Genomic DNA, 16,642 nt, shown 5'->3' with positions numbered 1-16,642 from the left:
TCGTCCCGGAACAAGGCTGCAGCTTTCAGTCGCGAGCATCGAGGCCTCGAACGCAACCAGCTCCAGGCACCCATGCCTCCATCGCCAGTCGTGCAAACTATCGCGCCCATCCCGGGCCCTGCGGGCGCGCCGGGCCTGACGGGAGCGAATCGTCCATCGCCTTCTGCCAACTCGCCGGCCGGCCGACGAAATCGGACAATGCGGTCGCGAAGGCCTTCAGGCGCGCACTCGGACGTGGCAGCGCTCGTACCAGATGGATACCGGTCACTTCGGCTGGCGGCAGGCCCTGCGGTCGCAGTTCCACCAACGCCCCGCGGCCGATGTCGTGCCCGACCACCCAATCCGGGAGCCGGGCAATGCCGATGCCGTCGACGGCCGCTTGCCTCTGGGCGTCGTAGTCGTCTGATTCGAACGCACAGTTTCCGTGCTGCAGCAGGTCCTCGCCCAGAACTTCCCGCCAGCCGAGCGGGCTCTGGCTTCGGCGCTTGTCGATCAGCCGGTGGCTGTCCAAGGCATCGAGCCCTTGCAGGGGGCCGTGGCGCCGCAGGTAGTCCGGCGCGGCGCAGACGACGTAGGCCTGGTCGGCGAGCGGGGTGCTGAAGAGAGCGCTGTCGGGCAGGTTGCCGAAGCGGATGGCCAGGTCGAGTCGTTCCGTGGTCGGGTCGGCGAGCCGCTCCGTCAGGTCCAGCTCCACGCTCAGGCCCGGATGGGCCTGGAACAGCTTGGCGAGGCACGGAACCACATAGCGCCTACCGAACGTGGGCAGGCAACTCACGCGCAGCACGCCTTCGACCGCAGCCTCGACCGAACTGACCTCGCTGCGCGCGTCGGCAAGGTCGCTGAGGATCTGGACGGCGCGCCGGAAGAGCAACTCGCCGGCGTCGGTGGGCCGCATGGCGCGGGTGGAGCGCGTGAACAGCGACGCCTTCAGTTCCTCTTCAAGCGCATCGATCTGACGCGCCACCGAGGACACGGCCACGCCCCTGCGCCGCGCGACGGCGGAGAAGGAGCCGGCACGCACCGTGTCGACGAAGACCTCCAGGTTTTCCATGGTGCGAGCCTGGCTCATATTTGCGCTCCTTGCAAAGATGTTTCGCGAGCCGGGGGATTGCTGACTGGCACCCGCCTACCTACGATCCCCTGACATCATGAATTTAAGCATACGAGGCAAAGGAGACCCCGTGTCTGTGCAGTACGACGATCTGTTTCTCTTCATCGACGGCGAGTGGATCGAGGGCACGGGCCGCGACCAGTCGGCGGTGCTCAACCCGGCCACGGGCGAGGTCATCGGCCACGTGCCCCATGCGCGGCAGGACGATCTGGACCGCGCCCTGCAGGCGGCGGACCGTGGCTTCGCGCTCTGGCGCCGCACCCCTGCGTACGACCGGGCCAAGGTGCTGCGCCGGACGGGGGCCCTGCTGCGCGAACGCGCCGACGCCATCGCCCGACAACTGACCTTGGAGCAGGGCAAGGCCTTGCACGAAGCACAGTACGAATTGGCGAGCTCGGCGGACTACTTCGAGTGGTTCGCTGAAGAGGGTCGCCGTGTCTATGGACGCACCGTGCCTTCCAGACGGCCGGAGGTGGTCCAGCGCGTTCACAAGGAGCCGATCGGGCCGGTTGCGGCGTTCGCACCCTGGAACTTTCCGGCCATCACGCCAAGCCGCAAGATCGCGGCCGCGCTGGCGGCAGGTTGCTCGGTCGTCATCAAGCCCGGGGAGGAATGTCCTTCGACCGCCTTGGCGATTGCACGCGCACTCGACGACGCCGGCCTTCCCAAGGGCGTGTTGAACGTGGTGTTCGGCGTGCCCGAACTGATTTCACGCCACCTCATCGAATCGCCCGTGATCCGCAAGGTCTCGTTCACCGGTTCGGTACCGGTCGGGCGTTTGCTTGCGGCCCAGGCCGGCCAGGCCCTCAAGCCCATCACGCTGGAGCTCGGCGGGCATGCGCCGGTGCTGGTGTTTGCCGACGCGGACCTGGACGTGGCGGCCAAGCTGCTGGCAGCGAACAAGTTCCGCGGTACGGGGCAGATCTGCCTGTCGCCCACGCGCATCCTGGTGCAACGCCCCGTGTACGAGGCCTTCCTCGCCAAGTTCGTCGCCGAGACGAAAGCCTTGAAGATCGGTGATGGCCTCGATCACGGCACGCAAGTGGGTCCGGTGTCGAATGAAAGACGCCTCGAGGCCATCGCGGCGCTCGTGGCTGACGCCCGCTGGTGTGGTGCCACGGTGCGCGCCGGTGGCCAGCGCATCGATCGTCCGGGGCTGTTCTGGCAGCCGACCATCCTCACGGAGGTGCCGGCGCATGCGAAGGTGATGCACGAAGAGCCCTTCGGTCCGCTGGCCGTGGTGTGCCCGTTCGACACCATCGATGAAGCCCTCGCGGAAGCGAATCGCCTGCCATACGGGCTGGCGGCCTATGCCTTCACCGAGTCGGCACGCACCGCGCTGCGTGCAGGCAATGAACTGGAGGCCGGAATGATCGGCATCAACCACGCGCAGATGATCGTCTGCGAGCTGCCGTTCGGCGGCATCAAGGACAGTGGTCACGGATCGGAAGGCGGCGCCGAAGGCATCCAGAGCTACCTCAACACGAAGTTCATCAGCCAGGTCTGATTTCATGACGGCAGAACAAGAATTGGAGACACGACCATGAAGCTCGCGAAACGAGGCGCCCGGATTGGGGCTGCGCTGCTCATTGCAGTCGGGACGCTCTGCGGCCACGCCTTCGCGCAGGACAGCTACCCCAGCCGCCCGATCACGTTGGTCGTCCCGTTTCCGGCAGGAGGCGTGACCGATGTGGTGGCGCGCGAACTTGCGCATCGCATGGCCACGGCCCTCGGGCAGCCGGTCGTGGTGGACAACCGCGCAGGGGCTGGGGGCAACATCGGCACGCAGGCGGTCGCACGGGCGGCTCCGGATGGCTACACCCTGGGCGTGTTGACGGTCAGCGCCCTGTCGATCGGCCCCCACTTGAGCCGCAAACTGCCGTTCGACCCCGCGTGCGACTTCACACCGATCACCAACCTGGTCAACACCCCGGGCGCCCTCATCGCCGGACCGGGCGCACCGTTCGATACCTTTCCAGAGTTCGTCAAGTACGCGAGGTCCAACCCGGGCAAGGTCACCTATGCGAGCGTGGGCCCGGGTTCGATCCCACACCTGACGGCCGAGATCCTGGCCAAGGCGACCAAGGTCGACATGGTTCACGTCCCTTACAAGGGTGCCGCACCCGCCATGCAGGACCTGCTCGCCAACCATATCCACCTGTCTTTCGAAACTTCACTGGCCACCACCATGACCCACCATGCGAACAAGCGCATCAAGGTATTGGCGATCACCGGCCCGAGCCGTGTGTCGGTGCTGCCCGAGGTGCCTACCGTGGCCGAATCAGGCTATCCGGGCTTTGGCGTGCAGGGCTGGTTTGGTTTCTTCGGGCCGCGAGGCCTTTCTCCTGCGAACGTGGAAAAGCTCAACAAGGCGGCCGCGCAGGCCTTCGCTGACCCCGCGCTGCGCCAACGGCTCGAGCAACTCGGCATGCAGCCCGACACGGGAAGCGCCCCACAATTCCGGCAGTTTCTTGTGCAGCAGGACAAGACCTGGGCCGAGGCTGTCAAAGGCCTGAACATCGTTCTGGACTGAAAGAGAAAAAATGCAAGCTATCGTTTTTGACGACTTCGGCGGGCCGGAAGTGCTCGTGATCCGTGAGGTTGCGCGTCCGGAGGTCCGGCCCCACGACCTTCTGGTGGCGAATGCCTCGATCGGGGTCAATCGTGCCGACATGTCGCATCGCAAGGGAGCCTACGGGCGCGCCAACTTCGGCGATTCGGACATCATGGGCCTGGAAATCGCCGGAACCGTGGTTGAGAAGGGATCCGAAGTACTGGGCTATTCCATTGGAGACCATGTCATGGGCATCGTGGGCGGCGGCGCCTACGCCGAGTTCTCGCGCATCGATCACCGCATGGCCATGCGCGTCCCGGAAGGCCTCGATCTGGTCGACGCCGGCGCGGTCGCCGAGGTGTTCGTCACCGCGCATGAAGCGCTGTTTCATCTGGCCCGCCTGCAGGCTGGCGAGTCGGTGCTGATTCATGCGGCGGCGGGCGGGGTCGGCTCGGCCGCAGTCCAACTCGCGCACGCTGCCGGCGCGCGTGTGTTCGCCACCGTGGGCGGCGACAAGCGCGATGCCGTCCGGGGCTTCGGGGCCGATGAAGTCATCGACTACCGCACCGAGGACTTCCAGGCGGTCGTCGACCAGAGGACCGACGGCAAGGGCGTCGACGTCGTCATCGACTTCGTCGGCGCCCCTTACCTGGAGCGCAATGTACGCTCGCTGGCCGTGGGCGGGCGCATGGTGATCGTCGGCCTGCTCGGAGGAATCGAAGGTGCCTCGTTCCCGTTGGACGCAGTGCTGTACCGCCACCTGCAGATCTTCGGCACGGTGATGAAGTCGCGACCTCCGGAAGTAAAGCAGGCAATGACGCAGCGCTTCGCGAAGCGTTGGCTCGATGCGCTGGCGACCGGCGCGATTCGGCCCGTCATCGACAGCACGTTCCCCCTCGCGGATGCCGCTCGTGCCCATCGGCGCATGGAATCGGGCGAGAGCGTCGGCAAGATCCTCCTGCTTCCCGGTGCCGCAGCCAGCCTCGGGCGCCAAGGCTCCAACGTCGGCGGCCAAGCCGCCTGAACTTCACCCCCCACTCGTCTTGAGACACGCGAACGTGTCAGTGAGCGTTTCGAACTGGGCATCGGGACGACTACAGCTGAAACTCGCATTGGGAGTGATGGCATCCAGCAGAAACACGGGCGCGAGACATTGGACCCCGGCAACGACGCCACGCAAGTGGCCCACACCGCGAGGCACCTCGCCTCGATCTTCTGTTTCTTCTGGAGTTCACATGACCGACATCATCCGCACCGACCTCATCCTCTCCCAATCGGCGTTCAGCCACATCATCGATGTACCCATCGAGCAGGTCGACATCGGCAAATGGCTCTTCAGCCTCCCTGAAGCCGAGTACCAGCGCTGCGCCCCCCCGGACCACATCTCCTGCGGCACGACGAGCACCGACGATGGTCGACCGATGTCCATCAATGTCGAGCAGATCGGCACGGGTCTGGTTGTCCAGCACTACGTGGGCGAGGTGGTCGGCAAGCAACGCTGCCTGATGGTTTCCACCTCCGATGTCTTCACCCCGGCGGGCCGCACGCGGGTGCAGGTCATCTGGGAGCTCAGCGCCAAGGGCTTGAGCGACGGACGCACCGAGTACACCAATTCCGTGCTGTCGCACCCCACGGAGGACTTCCTGAACTTCATCGCGGGCCATGGGCTGAGCTTCGAGCAGGCGTCGCATGATCGGCAGGTCGCCTCCGGCGACCACAACAGCCGGGAAACGCCGCTGTTTGCGCAGAGCATCGCCCGTGCAGCGTCGGCCAACGCCAAGGGCGCCAGCGTGTGAAATGCGGGCGCGATGCGCGGTGACGCAAAGGCAACGGACAGCCAGCGGTGGGTCCCCCGGAACCAGCGGTTCCAGTTCAGGCGGTCTTCTTATCGGCGCGCCTGGATCATCTTCCACCCGTTCCCGGACGGATCGCGAAAACCGGCGTCCACCGTGCCGTAGCGATCCACCGGTTCCTGCGTGAACTCGACCCCCCGCGCCAGCAGTCGATCGTAGGCAGCGCGGCAGTCGTCCACACTCAGCACCAGCGGCGGCATGGCGCCTTTGGCCACCATGGCCCGCACGGCTTGCGCCGTCGCCGCATCGAGCACCGGCGGACCGGGGGTGAACAAGCCGAGCTGGAAGGACGGTTGGTCCGGGTGCTGCACCGTGAGCCAGCGGTAGTCGCCATTGCCCACGTCGGTGTGGACTCGGAACCCGAGCTTCTCGACATAAAAAGCCAATGCCTCGTCTTGATCGCGCACGTACAAACCGACCACCTCAACGCCTTGAATCATGGAATCTCCTGTTGTTCGGGCTCGTTTGTACCGCTCGTCGCCTGGCGCCGCTTCTCCGAAACTGCTGTCGTGAGGTCGGGCCGGTGCGCGGCCTTGACGATGCAGACGGGCACGCGGCCGAGGTCGTGCATCGACTTCTCCGCGCGCGCACGGACCGCGCTCGGGGTCTGGCCGGTGATGTCGCGAAAGGTGCGCCCGAAGGTGCCCAGGCTCGCCCAGCCGGTGTCCCAGACGATGTCCGTGATGGGCAGGTCGGTTTCGCGGAGCATCGCCATCGCCCGTTCGACGCGCCGCGTGAGCAGGTACCGGTGCGGCGGGATGCCGAAGGCCTGCTTGAACGAGCGCGCGAAGTGGGCCTCGGAGACGCCAGCCACCTGCGCCAGCCGTCCGACAGGCCATTCCTCGTGCGATGCAGCGTCCATCCGGTCCTTCGCCCGCAGCAGCCGGCGCAACAGTTCCGGATCCTGCATGGCTGGGTCCCCAGCGCCGCCCACCGGCATTCGTTCAGCCATGGCGGAAGACATGGAGGCCTTCTTCCACCAGCGCCACTGCGAAAACAATCAGCATCGGGTTCTCCGTGGCGCCTCCGCGCCGGGCCATCATTGTCACCGGATCATCCACGGGCGCGCACGACCGGCTGCCACCGACCTCGTCCCTGCCCTTCCCTGATTCGCCACTGCCCCAAGCCTGCGCGCAGGCAAAAAAAAGCCTCCCGAAGGAGGCATAAACCGTTCGGCTGCGTGGAGCCGAGGGAGTCGAGTTCTTTCAGTGCGCGCTGCTCAGCAGCGTCGGCGTGCAGTAGCCGTTGCGATAGATGCCTTCGATGTTGCCGGCCACCGGGTCGGTGGTGCGCGCGGTCACGAACCTGGCCTGGGGCGTGCGGTAGACGACGATGGTGCAAGACAGGTGCTTGCTGAGGGTGCGGGCAACGCCGGTCGCTTGGCTGACGGTCGGGTACGTGTTCATGCAGGTCCTTGTCTGTCCGGGTCTGTCGATGCCTGAATATTAGTACCAAGGTACTTACAAGGTAGTACATGTAGTTGCTTAGTACTACTATTTCATGTGACAAATTTCACAGAATTACGGATCCAACCGCCCAGGGAACCGTCGCGCGCCGCGGCCCCTCCCTCCGCGGACGTAAAAAAGCCCCCTCGCATCGCTGCGCGGGGGCCAATCCATCGAAGGGACGATGGAGGAGACAACCAGGGACCTGAGGTCAGCAGATTTCGTCGAGCTTCTTCGAGGTCACATAACCGGACACAACGACGACAGCGACGGCCACCAGGCAGATCAATACGTTCAACATTCGGGACTCCAGGATGAGTGCGTTGGCTCGATTATAGGGTAAACCCTAGCTCCACGCCCAATGCTCACCGCGGGTGCCGGCCACCGGACCATCGACTGACGTTGCCGACAGGGCCTTGATCCGGCGCAAAGCCATCTCGGCGCGATGCGCCTACATTGAGTTTCTTCCACCTGCGGAGGCAGCGATGCGCAAGACTCTGGCGGTCTTCCCCCCTTTCTGAGAATGCCCCGGCCGGTGGGCTGGCGGCTTCGTGCCAGCGCCGCTGCCGCCGTCGTCGGACTGCTCGGCGCCTGCGTGTCGGCGCCCGAGCGGCCGGCAGCCCCGGCGCCAGCCCCGCCGCCCGACATCGCCGCACAGGCCGCGCCCGCCTTCTCCTCGCTGGTCGCCAGCCGCAGCGCCAGCGTGGTCGACGTGAGCACCTTGCGGATCGGCCGCGACGCACGGCCCGAAGGGGCCGAGCTGGAATTCGCGCCCGAGAACGATTTCGCCGATCGGCTGGCCCGGCCGCGGCCTGCCAGCGTGCGCATCAGCCAGATTCGCGACCTCGCCTCCGGCCTGATCTTCACGAGCGACGGCCTGATCCTGACCAGCGCCCATGTGCTGGCCGCCATCGACGAGGCGCAGGTCCGGCTGGACGATGGCCGCCGCTTCCAGGCGCGGGTGGTCGGCACCGACCGGCGCACCGACGTGGGCCTGCTGAAGATCGACGCCAAGGGCCTCGCGACCGCGGCCATCGGCGACTCGTCCCGTCTGGCGCCGGGCGACTGGGTGGCGGCCATCGGGGCGCCGTTCGGGTTCCATGGCAGCGTCACCGCCGGGGTGGTGAGCGCGGTCGACCGCTACATCGGCGGCGCCGGGGAAGTGCCATTCATCCAGACCGACGTCGCGATCAATCCGGGCAGCTCGGGCAGTCCGCTGTTCAACAGCCGCGGCGAAGTGGTCGGGATCAACTCGATGATCTACAGCGGCAGCGGCGGCTACATGGGCCTGTCGTTCGCCGTGCCGATCAACCTGGCGATGAAGATCGCGACGCAGCTCAAGGACACGGGTCGGGTGCGGCGTGCGCACCTGGGCGCCGAGCTGCAGGAGATGACACCCGCGCTGGCCCAGTCCTTCGGACTGAAGGAGTCGATCGGCGCGCTGGTGGTGCAGGTGGATGCGGATGGCCCCGCCCGCGCGGCCGGGCTGGTTCGCGGCGATGTCGTCACCGCCTTCGACGGCCGCACGATCTCTCACTTCACCACGCTGCTGCAGCAGATCGTCGACGCCCCGCCGGGCCGGCGGGTCCGTGTCGAGCTCTGGCGGCATGGCGCGAAACGCGCGGTCTCGGTGACGCTGTCCGAGGACGTCGGACCCCGGCTCGCCGCACAGGCCGGATCCCCGCCCGACTGGAACGACGGCCTCGGCCTGAGCCTGGGCGAACTGTCGGCGGCGCAGCGGCTGCATCTGGGCAGCGACGGTGGCCTGATGGTGCGCGAGGCCACCGGGCTGGCGCGCAGCGAGGGCATCCGCGCCGGCGACATCATCGTCGCCGTCAACGACACCCGGCTCGACCGGATCGAGGACTTCAGGATCAAGCTGGCCGCCACCGCGCCGGGCCGGATGGTCGCGCTGCTGGTGCTGCGCGATCGCCGGCTGGCCTATGTGCCAGTGCTCAATGCGCCGTGAGGACCCACCCGGCTTTCAGGCCGCCGTCACGGCGCTCGCAGGCGCTCCAGCAGGGCCGCGCTGGGATAGCCGTCAGCGGGCTGGCCGATGCTGCGCTGGTACTGGCGAATGCCTTCGCGGGTGGCCGGCCCCATCATGCCGTCGGGCGTGCCGCTGGCGAAGCCGCGCTGGTTCAGCGCGCTCTGCAGCTCCATCAGCTGGCTGCGCGAGAGCGCCGCCAGGTCGCGCGGCCAGGGCGCCTGCACGCCCGGCCCGTCGGTCAGGCGCTGCGACAGCAGGCCGACGGCCAGGGCGTAGCTGGTCGAGTTGTTGTAGCGCAGGATGGCGCGGAAATTGGGCCCCACCAGGAACGCCGGCCCACGCGCACCCGCGGGCAGCAGGACCATGCCGTCGGCGAAGGCCGGCAGCGCCCGGCCGTCCATGCTGCGCACGCCCTCGGCCGCCCACTGGGCGCTGGACTGGCGCACGCTGCTGTCGGCGCGGCCGAAGTCGAAGCCGGCCGGCAGCTGCACCTCGACGCCCCAGGGCTGGCCCGCCTGCCAGCCCGAACGGGCCAGGAAGTTCGCGGTCGAGGCCGTGACGTCGGCCATGCTGCCCCAGATGTCGCGCCGGCCGTCGCCGTCGGCGTCCACCGCGTAGGCCAGGAAGTTCGACGGCAGGAATTGGGTCTGGCCCATGGCGCCGGCCCAGGAGCCGATCATGTGCGCGCGGTCGATGTCGCCGCGCTCGAGGATCTTCAGCGCCGCCAGCAATTCGCGCCGTGCCCAGTCCTCGCGACGGCCTTCGAAGCCCAGCGTCGCCAGGGCGTCGATGGTCGGCGTGCTGCCGTAGTTGCCGCCGAAGTTGCTCTCCATGCCCCAGATCGCGACGACCACCGCGGCCGGGACGCCGTAGCGTGCAGCCGCCGCGTCGGCCTCGACGCGGACCTGCATCAGCTTGTCCTTGCCGAGCGCGACGCGCTGGACGGTCACGGTGTTGTCGAGGTAGTCCCAGACGGTGCGCGTGAACTCGGGCTGGCTGCGGTCCAGCTCGACGACGCGTGGCAGGTACTGCACATCGCCGAAGGCGGCCTGCAAGGTCGCATCGCCGACGCCGGCGGCGCGCGCGCTGTTGCGGAAATCCGCGACCCAGCGCGTGAAGCCTTGTTGGAGCGCCAGTTCGTCCGCCCCGGCACCGGCGGGCTTGGCCGCGGGAGCCGGCGCCGGCGGCCGGGGGGTCGGAGCAGGCTGGACAGGCGCGGGCGCTGCGGGTGGCGGCGTGGAGGCGCAACCCGCCAGGAAGGCAGCCGCCAGCGCCATGGCGGCCAGGCTTCGAAGGCGCAGCGGAGGGAGAGGGTGTCGGTGCATTCGGGTCATTTTCACCTGCGCGGGCGTGCGGCGCGACCTTGCGGAATCGCCGCCGCACCCCCATCTGAGAGAGACAACGACCCCGTCGAAATAGCCGTCATCGCCAGTTATGACGCCCTGGGTTGGAACAATGTTTGCTGGAGACAGACATGCTCACCATAGACCAAAAAGAAGCCATCCTTCGCCGGGCAGGGGTCACCGTGCCCGCGTTCCCCGAAGGGCATCCGGACACCCATCCGCGCGACCACGAGGCCGACGCCGAGCACAAGGCGCGCGTGCAGCGCTGGACCGAGGCCATCGAGGTGCTGTACGTGCAATACGCGGCCGCCAGGGCGGCGAAGAGCCTGCGCGACGCCGAGGAAGCGGCCCAGCTCGACCAGTTGCGCCGCGCGGCCGAGCGCTCGAGCGCCTGAGGCGTCTCCTCGCGCTCAGCGCGCCCCGTAGGTGAACTGCAGCACCCCGTCGTCGACCGCGCCGAAGCGCATGGCGACCAGGTCGCTCAGGTAGTTCTGGTTGAGCTTCCAGGGCTTGGCCGAGCCCTGCTTGGGCATCTGCTCGGCGGCGCGCTGGAAGTAGCCCGATGAAAAGTCCACCCACGGCAGCAGCTCCGTGTCCGGATCGGCCGGGGGCCGGCAGATGCGCGCACCGGTCTTGCGCATGTGGTTGAGCAGCCGGCACACATACTGCGCGCTCAGGTCGGCCTTGAGCGTCCACGAGGCATTGGTGTAGCCGAAGGTATTGGCCATGTTCGGCACGCCGCTGTACATCAGGCCCTTGTAGTTGACCGTGCGCGCAGGCTCCACCCGCTCGCCGTCGACGTACAGCGCCGCGTGGCCGAGCATGGCGAGCTGCAGGCCGGTGGCGCTGACGATGACGTCGGCGTGGAGCGTGGCGCCCGAGCGCAAGGCGATCCCGGTTTCGGTCAGCGACGCGATGTGATCGGTCACGACCGAGGCGCGACCGGCGTTGATGGCGCGGAAGAAATCGCCGTCCGGCACCAGACACAGGCGCTGCTCCCAGGGGTTGTAGCGCGGCGTGAAATGGGTGGCGATGTCGGCCTGGGGACCGAGCGCATGGCGAACGCCCCCCAGCAGCAGCTGGCGCATGCGCTGCGGGTTGCGCCGGCTGAGCCGGAACACGTACATGCCCAGCAGCACGTTCTTCCAGCGCGTGAGCTGCAGCGCCAGCCGCAAGGGCAGGCGCCGCCGCAAGCGCATGCCGAGGGGATCGATCGACGGACGGGCCACCATCCAGGTCGGCGAGCGCTGCAGCATCGTCACGTGCGCCGCCTTGTCGGCCAGCGCCGGCACCAGCGTCACGGCGGTGGCGCCGCTGCCGATGACAACGACTTTCTTGCCCGCGCAGTCGAGGTCGGCGGGCCAGTGCTGCGGATGGACCCACCGCCCGCCGAAGCGCTCGCGCCCCGGAAAGTCGGGCTGGTGGCCGGCCGCGTAGTCGTAGTAGCCGCTGCACATGAACAGGAAGCCGCAGCGCATGCGCGCGCTGCCGCCACCGTCCGTGCGCCGCAGCTCGACCGTCCACTGCGCCTGCGGCGAGGACCAGTCGGCGCGCACGACCTGGAGGCCGTAGCGGATCTTGGCATCGAGCCCGTGTTCGCGCGCCGTCTCGCGCAGGTAGTTCAGGATCGTCGGCCCATCGGCGATGGCCTTGGGGTCGGTCCAGGGCCGGAACGAATAGCCGAGCGTGTGCATGTCGGAATCCGAACGCACCCCGGGATAGCGGAACAGGTCCCAGGTGCCGCCCAGCGAAGCGCGGGCCTCGACGATGGCGAAGCTGCGCTCCTTACAGAGCTTCTGCAGGTGGCAGGCGGCGCCGATGCCCGAGATGCCGGCGCCGACCACCAGCACGTCGACGAACTCGTCGCTCATGGCGCTGGCTCCTTGTGGCTTGGGCCGCCGATTGTGCGTCGACGTCCGGGCCGGGGCAGCCTCGCTTACCCGGGGTCGACCGCGGCGGTCGTCACGCCGGCACGGCGAGCGGATTCGGCGAGGGCTCGCCGGTCTTCGTGAGCGTGTTGCGGTCCGTGTGGTGGAAGGGTTCGGACCGCCCCTGGATCTGCATCACGGTGTCCTGGTCGTACGACCAGCTGCCGTCGGCATGGAAGGCGACCTCGATGCGCCACTCCAGCGTGGTGAAGGCATGCTCGATGAACGGGTTCGACACGATGCCGTTCACCAGGCTGCCGTGGGTGGCCACGAGCTCGAAGCGGTCGGCGTCGGCCGCCACCTTGCCGCTCGCCATGGCGATCTGCCCGCGCGGAATCGCCAGCGTGTGCATGACGGTGCCGGTGGCGGGCTCCCACAGCCAGTAGCCGACCTGGTCGTGGTACATCTTGGTCAGGCCGGGCTTGTGGATGTAGGTGTGGTAGCGCAGCCCGTACAGCACCTGCGGGCCGTTGGTCTGGGGATCGATCGGCTGCAGCTCGTAGTGCTCGACGTAGACCTGGGTCTTCGGCCCCTGGGCCTTGGGCTTGACGTCGACGCCCTTCTCGCCGCGCCACAGCCCCGCCATCCTGCGCAGGGGCCCGAGGTTGGCGAGCGTGTGGCCGTCCAGGTCGGAAGGCTCGGTGTAGATATCGGATGGGAATTCGGACATGGGGCACAGTGGGAAGAGTGAAGCCCGCCAAATGTAGCAAGGGCCCGCACCGGCCGACGCACGGAACTTGCTTCAGGCCATCCGGTCGTCCGGCCGAGCACGAATGTTCAGGAATGCACGCATTCCGACAAGACGGCGACGACCGGCCCGGCCACAGTGCTTGCTGCACCTCGGCCGCTGCGAGCCAGCTTTTCCATTCAAACCTCCCAAAGGACATCGACCCATGAGCATCATCACGACCCAGGACGGCACGCAGATCTTCTACAAGGACTGGGGCCAGGGCCAACCCATCGTGTTCTCGCACGGCTGGCCGCTGAGCGCGGACGACTGGGACGGCCAGATGCTGTTCTTCCTGCAGCAGGGCTTCCGGGTGATCGCCCACGACCGCCGGGGCCATGGCCGCTCGAGCCAGGGCTCGGCCGGCCACGACATGGACCACTATGCCGACGACCTGGCGGCGCTGACCGCGCACCTGGACCTGCAGCAGGCGATCCACGTCGGCCACTCGACCGGCGGCGGCGAAGTCGCCCGCTACATCGCCCGCCACGGCAGCCGGCGCGTCGCCAAGGCGGTGCTGATCAGCGCGGTGCCGCCGCACATGGCGAAGACGGCGTCGAACCCCGACGGCGTTCCGATGGAGGTACTCGACGGCATCCGCGCCGCCGTGGCCGGCAACCGGGCCCAGTTCTTCAAGGACTTCACGCTGCCCTTCTACGGCTTCAACCGGCCCGGCGCCAAGATCTCCGAAGGCATCCGCGATCACTGGTGGCAGCAGGGCATGATGGGCTCGATCCAGGCCCACTACGAGGGCATCAAGGCCTTCTCCGAGACCGACTTCACCGAAGACCTGAAGAAGATCGACGTGCCGACCCTCGTGATGCACGGCGACGACGACCAGGTGGTGCCGATCGGCATCTCGAGCGAACTGACGGTCAAGCTGATCCAGAACGCGACGCTGAAGGTCTACGCCGGCTATCCGCACGGCATGTGCGCGACCAACGCGGACGTGATCAACCCCGATCTGCTGGCGTTCTTCAAGGGCTGAGGCCGGCGCGGGTCGGGCGGCGGCCTGCGCGCGCATGCGCGGCGCGGCAGGCTGCCCTGACGCGTCGGCTAACCGGTCGGCATCCGCTCGAAAGCCTGGAGCGAAGGGTCGATGGCATCCCACGCTGCCCCGCGCACGCCGTAGGTGAGCACCTGCGGCGCGAAGCGGCCGGGCTCGTCCAGGCTGCCCGCTGGGACCGCGATCAGGTCCGGCATCGCGGCAAAGCGCAGGTAGACCGGCGTTCCGCAGACCGGGCAGAAGGCGTGGAGCTTCATGCTGCCGCTGTCGCCCGCCACCTCCCACAGCCTCGCCTCGCCGGTGATCGACATCTCGGCCCGCGCGGGAAAGGTCAGGTAGGAGCCGTGCCCGGTGCCGCTGCGCCGCTGGCAGTCGCGGCACTGGCAGTGGTTCTGGAAGATCGGCGCGTGGCGGGTGGCGTAGCGGATCGCGCCGCATGCGCAGCCGCCGGTGTAGGGCTGTGTCATCGTCGTCGCCCGGTTCAGGCCGCCAGCGGCTTGGCGAAGACATCGATGCCCTGCCCCGTCTCCAGCAGGGACTTCAGGCTGGACAGCACGATCGGCCAGCCCTGCTGGATGCCCTTGGCCATCCCGCTGCCGGCCTCGAGTTCGTCGTGGGTGACGGTCAGCCGCACCATCTCCTGGTAGGCCTCGACGTCGAAGCGCACCCGGCTGTAGCTGGCCGGATCGTCGGCCTGGGCGGGGCTCGCCCAGGTGACGACCAGGCGCGTCGGCGGCACGACCTCGACCACCTTGCCCAGCACGTTGACCGTGCGCTGCGCGTTGGCGCGCACGTGCTCCCAGGTCGAACCGGGCTTCCAGTCGGAGACGTTCTCGTGGCCCCAGTAGCGCCGGGCGATCTCAGGGCGGGTGATGGCCTCGAACACCTTTTCCGGCGTCGAGCGGATGTAGGTCACGTAGACGAAGCTGGTCTTCTCTTTGCTCATGGTCAGTCTCCTTCGAGTTCCTTCTTCAGGTCGTGCAGCAGGCTGAGCCGCTGGCGTTCGAATTTCCGCACCCATCGCTCGTAGACCTCGTGCAGCGGCACCGGGTTGATGAAATGCAGCTTCTCCCGGCCACGCCACACGGTGCTCACCAGGTTGGCCGCCTCCAGCAGCCCGATGTGCTGCGCGGCGGATTGCCGCGCCATGTCCAGGTGCTCGCAGAGTTCGCCCAGCGTCTGCCCGTTTTTCTCGTAGAGCAGGTCGAGCAGCTTTCTGCGCGTCGGGTCGCCCAGTGCCTTGAAAACCTTGTCAGCGTCCATTCGTCGTGTGTGTGCGTCGGGCCATAATATGCAGGCAAACACCTGCATGTCAAGCCCACCGCCTAATCCAGCGACGCGCGCCGGAACTCGGCGTAAGCGGTCGGCCGGAAGCTGGCCACCGGCACGCTCTGCTCTTCGTGCGGCAGGGAGATCCGGACGCTGCCCGCTTCGCGCACCCAGCAGCCACGGGTCGTCTGCCCATCCCAGGTGGCCAGGAAGCAGACCCGCCGCGGCGCCGGGCAGCCGTCATGGGCGTCGGTCAACTGCAGCAGGCGCAGCGGGCTTCCATCGGCCACGAAGAGGACGCTGGGGGCAAGGTCGCAGCCGGCCAGGCCGGTGCAGCACACCAGCACGGCGAGAACGGATTCCAACCACCATTTCAACGCATCGGGTTTGAACATGATTCAGGTCCAGGAATGAAAAAAGGCAACGAGCTGAACTCGTTGCCTTTGAGAGGGGCGCTTGTCGAACTGAAGCGGGCTAGCTGCCCCACATGATTCGACCGCGCCGCCCGAAGGCAACGAAGGTGCGAAGGCTAGGGATCGACAGGTGCGGGAACATGGTGGGGGCGTTCATGGGCAGGGATTGAAGGGAAGTCTAGGCAGCGGGCCGGCGACTGTCTACGTAAAAATTGCCAGACTGCCGTGGCGCTCGCGCGCCATCGCGCTTCGCCGCCCCGGCGCCCTCGGTATCATCACCTTCGAATTAATTAAGCAATCAAACATGAAGACAGCGGACAGGCCCGCCAAAGCCAAGCAAGCGGCGATCAAGCACAAGGGACCCGGGCGTCCGGAAGGCGCGAGCGTCGTGCGCGACGAGATCCTCGATGCGGCCGAAGAGATGTTCGCGAACCTCGGCTTCGCCGGCACCACGCTGCGCGAAGTCGCCACCCGCGCCAAGGTGACGCAGGCCCTGATCAGCTATTACTTCGGCTCGAAGTTCGGACTGTTCGAGGAAGTCTTCCTGCGCCGCGGCCAGGTGATCTCGCAGCAGCGCCTCGAGAACCTGGAGGCGATGCGCGCGGCCGGCAAGCCGAACGTGCGCGGCATCGTGCGCGCCTTCCTGCTGCCGACGCTGACGCTGCGCGGCACGCCGCAGGGGCGGGCCTTCCTGCGCTTGCAGGCCCGGCTGCACACCGAGCCGCCGGAGATCTCGTACAAGCTGCGCACCGACGCCTACGGCGGTTCGACCCGGCGCTATGTCGAGGTGCTGCGCGAGGCACTGCCGAAGCTGGGCGAGCTCGATGCCTACTGGCGCGTGACCCTGATGATCGGCACCTACCTCTATGCCTTCTCCGACACCCACCGGATGGAGGAGATGACGCCCAAGGGCCTGTACGACCCCGAGGACACCGAGGCGCTGATCGACCAGGTGACCCGCTTCGTGGTCGGCGGCTTCGAGGCGCGCTGAACGCCGGTGCGG

The 16,642-nt window shown here is 67.6% G+C and carries 19 protein-coding genes; 8 read left to right on the top strand and 11 right to left on the bottom strand.

Annotation, left to right across the window (positions count from 1 at the left end; translation table 11 throughout):
* Nucleotides 1-97: 97 nt before the first annotated feature.
* A complete protein-coding gene (locus QTI33_RS32650) occupies nucleotides 98-1,069 on the bottom strand; it encodes a LysR family transcriptional regulator (RefSeq protein ID WP_286510739.1) in 972 nt (323 codons plus the stop codon).
* A 112-nt stretch (nucleotides 1,070-1,181) separates the two neighbouring features.
* Here QTI33_RS32650 and QTI33_RS32645 point away from each other — a divergent pair, with 112 nt between their 5' ends.
* The 4 genes from QTI33_RS32645 to QTI33_RS32630 all read left to right on the top strand — a co-directional run bounded on the left by QTI33_RS32645 (nucleotide 1,182) and on the right by QTI33_RS32630 (nucleotide 5,461).
* On the top strand, nucleotides 1,182-2,618 hold the full coding sequence (locus tag QTI33_RS32645) for an NAD-dependent succinate-semialdehyde dehydrogenase (RefSeq protein ID WP_286510738.1): 1,437 nt from the start codon (nucleotides 1,182-1,184) through the stop codon (nucleotides 2,616-2,618).
* A gap of 36 nt (nucleotides 2,619-2,654) precedes the next feature.
* Complete coding sequence (locus QTI33_RS32640) at nucleotides 2,655-3,644, top strand: Bug family tripartite tricarboxylate transporter substrate binding protein (RefSeq protein ID WP_286510737.1); 990 nt, start codon at nucleotides 2,655-2,657, stop codon at nucleotides 3,642-3,644.
* Between the two features lie 10 nt (nucleotides 3,645-3,654).
* Nucleotides 3,655-4,689, top strand: a complete 1,035-nt coding sequence (locus QTI33_RS32635; RefSeq protein WP_286510736.1) for an NAD(P)H-quinone oxidoreductase — start codon at nucleotides 3,655-3,657, stop codon at nucleotides 4,687-4,689.
* A 211-nt stretch (nucleotides 4,690-4,900) separates the two neighbouring features.
* Complete coding sequence (locus QTI33_RS32630; RefSeq protein ID WP_286510735.1) at nucleotides 4,901-5,461, top strand: hypothetical protein; 561 nt, start codon at nucleotides 4,901-4,903, stop codon at nucleotides 5,459-5,461.
* A gap of 89 nt (nucleotides 5,462-5,550) precedes the next feature.
* Here QTI33_RS32630 and QTI33_RS32625 read toward each other — a convergent pair whose 3' ends face one another.
* The 3 genes from QTI33_RS32625 to QTI33_RS32615 form a co-directional block, all read right to left on the bottom strand.
* The gene (locus QTI33_RS32625; protein WP_286510734.1) at nucleotides 5,551-5,958 is read right to left on the bottom strand and encodes a VOC family protein; all 408 of its coding nucleotides are present in this window, start codon (nucleotides 5,956-5,958) and stop codon (nucleotides 5,551-5,553) included.
* A complete protein-coding gene (locus tag QTI33_RS32620) occupies nucleotides 5,955-6,482 on the bottom strand; it encodes a helix-turn-helix domain-containing protein (protein ID WP_286510732.1) in 528 nt (175 codons plus the stop codon). The genes QTI33_RS32625 and QTI33_RS32620 overlap by 4 nt, the downstream gene beginning before the upstream one ends.
* A 241-nt stretch (nucleotides 6,483-6,723) precedes the next feature.
* Nucleotides 6,724-6,924: a hypothetical protein gene (locus QTI33_RS32615; RefSeq protein ID WP_286510731.1), complete on the bottom strand. Its 201-nt coding sequence runs from the start codon at nucleotides 6,922-6,924 to the stop codon at nucleotides 6,724-6,726.
* Nucleotides 6,925-7,486: 562 nt separating this feature from the next.
* On the opposite strand from QTI33_RS32615, the gene QTI33_RS32610 reads away from it, so the two are divergent.
* Entirely contained in the window at nucleotides 7,487-8,932 is a 1,446-nt protein-coding gene (locus QTI33_RS32610; protein WP_286510730.1) for a trypsin-like peptidase domain-containing protein, read from the top strand.
* A 26-nt stretch (nucleotides 8,933-8,958) separates the two neighbouring features.
* On the opposite strand, the gene QTI33_RS32605 is transcribed toward QTI33_RS32610, so the two are convergent.
* Nucleotides 8,959-10,278 carry a lytic murein transglycosylase gene (locus QTI33_RS32605; RefSeq protein ID WP_286510729.1) on the bottom strand — a complete coding sequence of 440 codons (1,320 nt, stop codon included), beginning with the start codon at nucleotides 10,276-10,278 and terminating at the stop codon, nucleotides 8,959-8,961.
* A gap of 149 nt (nucleotides 10,279-10,427) precedes the next feature.
* Between QTI33_RS32605 and QTI33_RS32600 the strand changes: the two genes are divergently transcribed.
* Nucleotides 10,428-10,691, top strand: a complete 264-nt coding sequence (locus QTI33_RS32600) for a hypothetical protein (protein ID WP_286510728.1) — start codon at nucleotides 10,428-10,430, stop codon at nucleotides 10,689-10,691.
* 15 nt (nucleotides 10,692-10,706) lie between these two features.
* On the opposite strand, the gene QTI33_RS32595 is transcribed toward QTI33_RS32600, so the two are convergent.
* Both QTI33_RS32595 and QTI33_RS32590 read right to left on the bottom strand, forming a co-directional pair.
* A complete protein-coding gene (locus QTI33_RS32595; RefSeq protein WP_286510727.1) occupies nucleotides 10,707-12,167 on the bottom strand; it encodes a flavin-containing monooxygenase in 1,461 nt (486 codons plus the stop codon).
* 91 nt (nucleotides 12,168-12,258) lie between these two features.
* On the bottom strand, nucleotides 12,259-12,894 hold the full coding sequence (locus QTI33_RS32590) for an FABP family protein (protein ID WP_286510726.1): 636 nt from the start codon (nucleotides 12,892-12,894) through the stop codon (nucleotides 12,259-12,261).
* A gap of 223 nt (nucleotides 12,895-13,117) precedes the next feature.
* Between QTI33_RS32590 and QTI33_RS32585 the strand changes: the two genes are divergently transcribed.
* Entirely contained in the window at nucleotides 13,118-13,939 is an 822-nt protein-coding gene (locus tag QTI33_RS32585) for an alpha/beta fold hydrolase (protein ID WP_286510724.1), read from the top strand.
* Nucleotides 13,940-14,007: 68 nt separating this feature from the next.
* Here the strand turns inward: QTI33_RS32585 and QTI33_RS32580 are convergent, their stop codons facing one another.
* The 4 genes from QTI33_RS32580 to QTI33_RS32565 all read right to left on the bottom strand — a co-directional run bounded on the left by QTI33_RS32580 (nucleotide 14,008) and on the right by QTI33_RS32565 (nucleotide 15,621).
* Nucleotides 14,008-14,424: a GFA family protein gene (locus QTI33_RS32580; protein ID WP_286510723.1), complete on the bottom strand. Its 417-nt coding sequence runs from the start codon at nucleotides 14,422-14,424 to the stop codon at nucleotides 14,008-14,010.
* Between the two features lie 14 nt (nucleotides 14,425-14,438).
* Nucleotides 14,439-14,903, bottom strand: coding sequence for an SRPBCC family protein (locus QTI33_RS32575; protein WP_286510722.1), 465 nt, complete (start codon nucleotides 14,901-14,903; stop codon nucleotides 14,439-14,441).
* Nucleotides 14,904-14,905: 2 nt separating this feature from the next.
* Nucleotides 14,906-15,220, bottom strand: a complete 315-nt coding sequence (locus QTI33_RS32570) for an ArsR/SmtB family transcription factor (protein ID WP_286510721.1) — start codon at nucleotides 15,218-15,220, stop codon at nucleotides 14,906-14,908.
* 62 nt (nucleotides 15,221-15,282) lie between these two features.
* On the bottom strand, nucleotides 15,283-15,621 hold the full coding sequence (locus QTI33_RS32565; RefSeq protein ID WP_286510720.1) for a hypothetical protein: 339 nt from the start codon (nucleotides 15,619-15,621) through the stop codon (nucleotides 15,283-15,285).
* 322 nt (nucleotides 15,622-15,943) lie between these two features.
* Here QTI33_RS32565 and QTI33_RS32560 point away from each other — a divergent pair, with 322 nt between their 5' ends.
* A complete protein-coding gene (locus QTI33_RS32560) occupies nucleotides 15,944-16,630 on the top strand; it encodes a TetR/AcrR family transcriptional regulator (protein ID WP_286510719.1) in 687 nt (228 codons plus the stop codon).
* The last annotated feature ends 12 nt before the right edge of the window (nucleotides 16,631-16,642 follow it).

Source organism: Variovorax davisae (genome assembly GCF_030316845.1).
GTDB classification, from domain to species: Bacteria; Pseudomonadota; Gammaproteobacteria; order Burkholderiales; family Burkholderiaceae_C; genus Variovorax; species Variovorax davisae.
The sequence above is the reverse complement of the archived record's forward strand: the minus strand, read 5'-3'. Positions and strand labels throughout refer to the sequence as shown.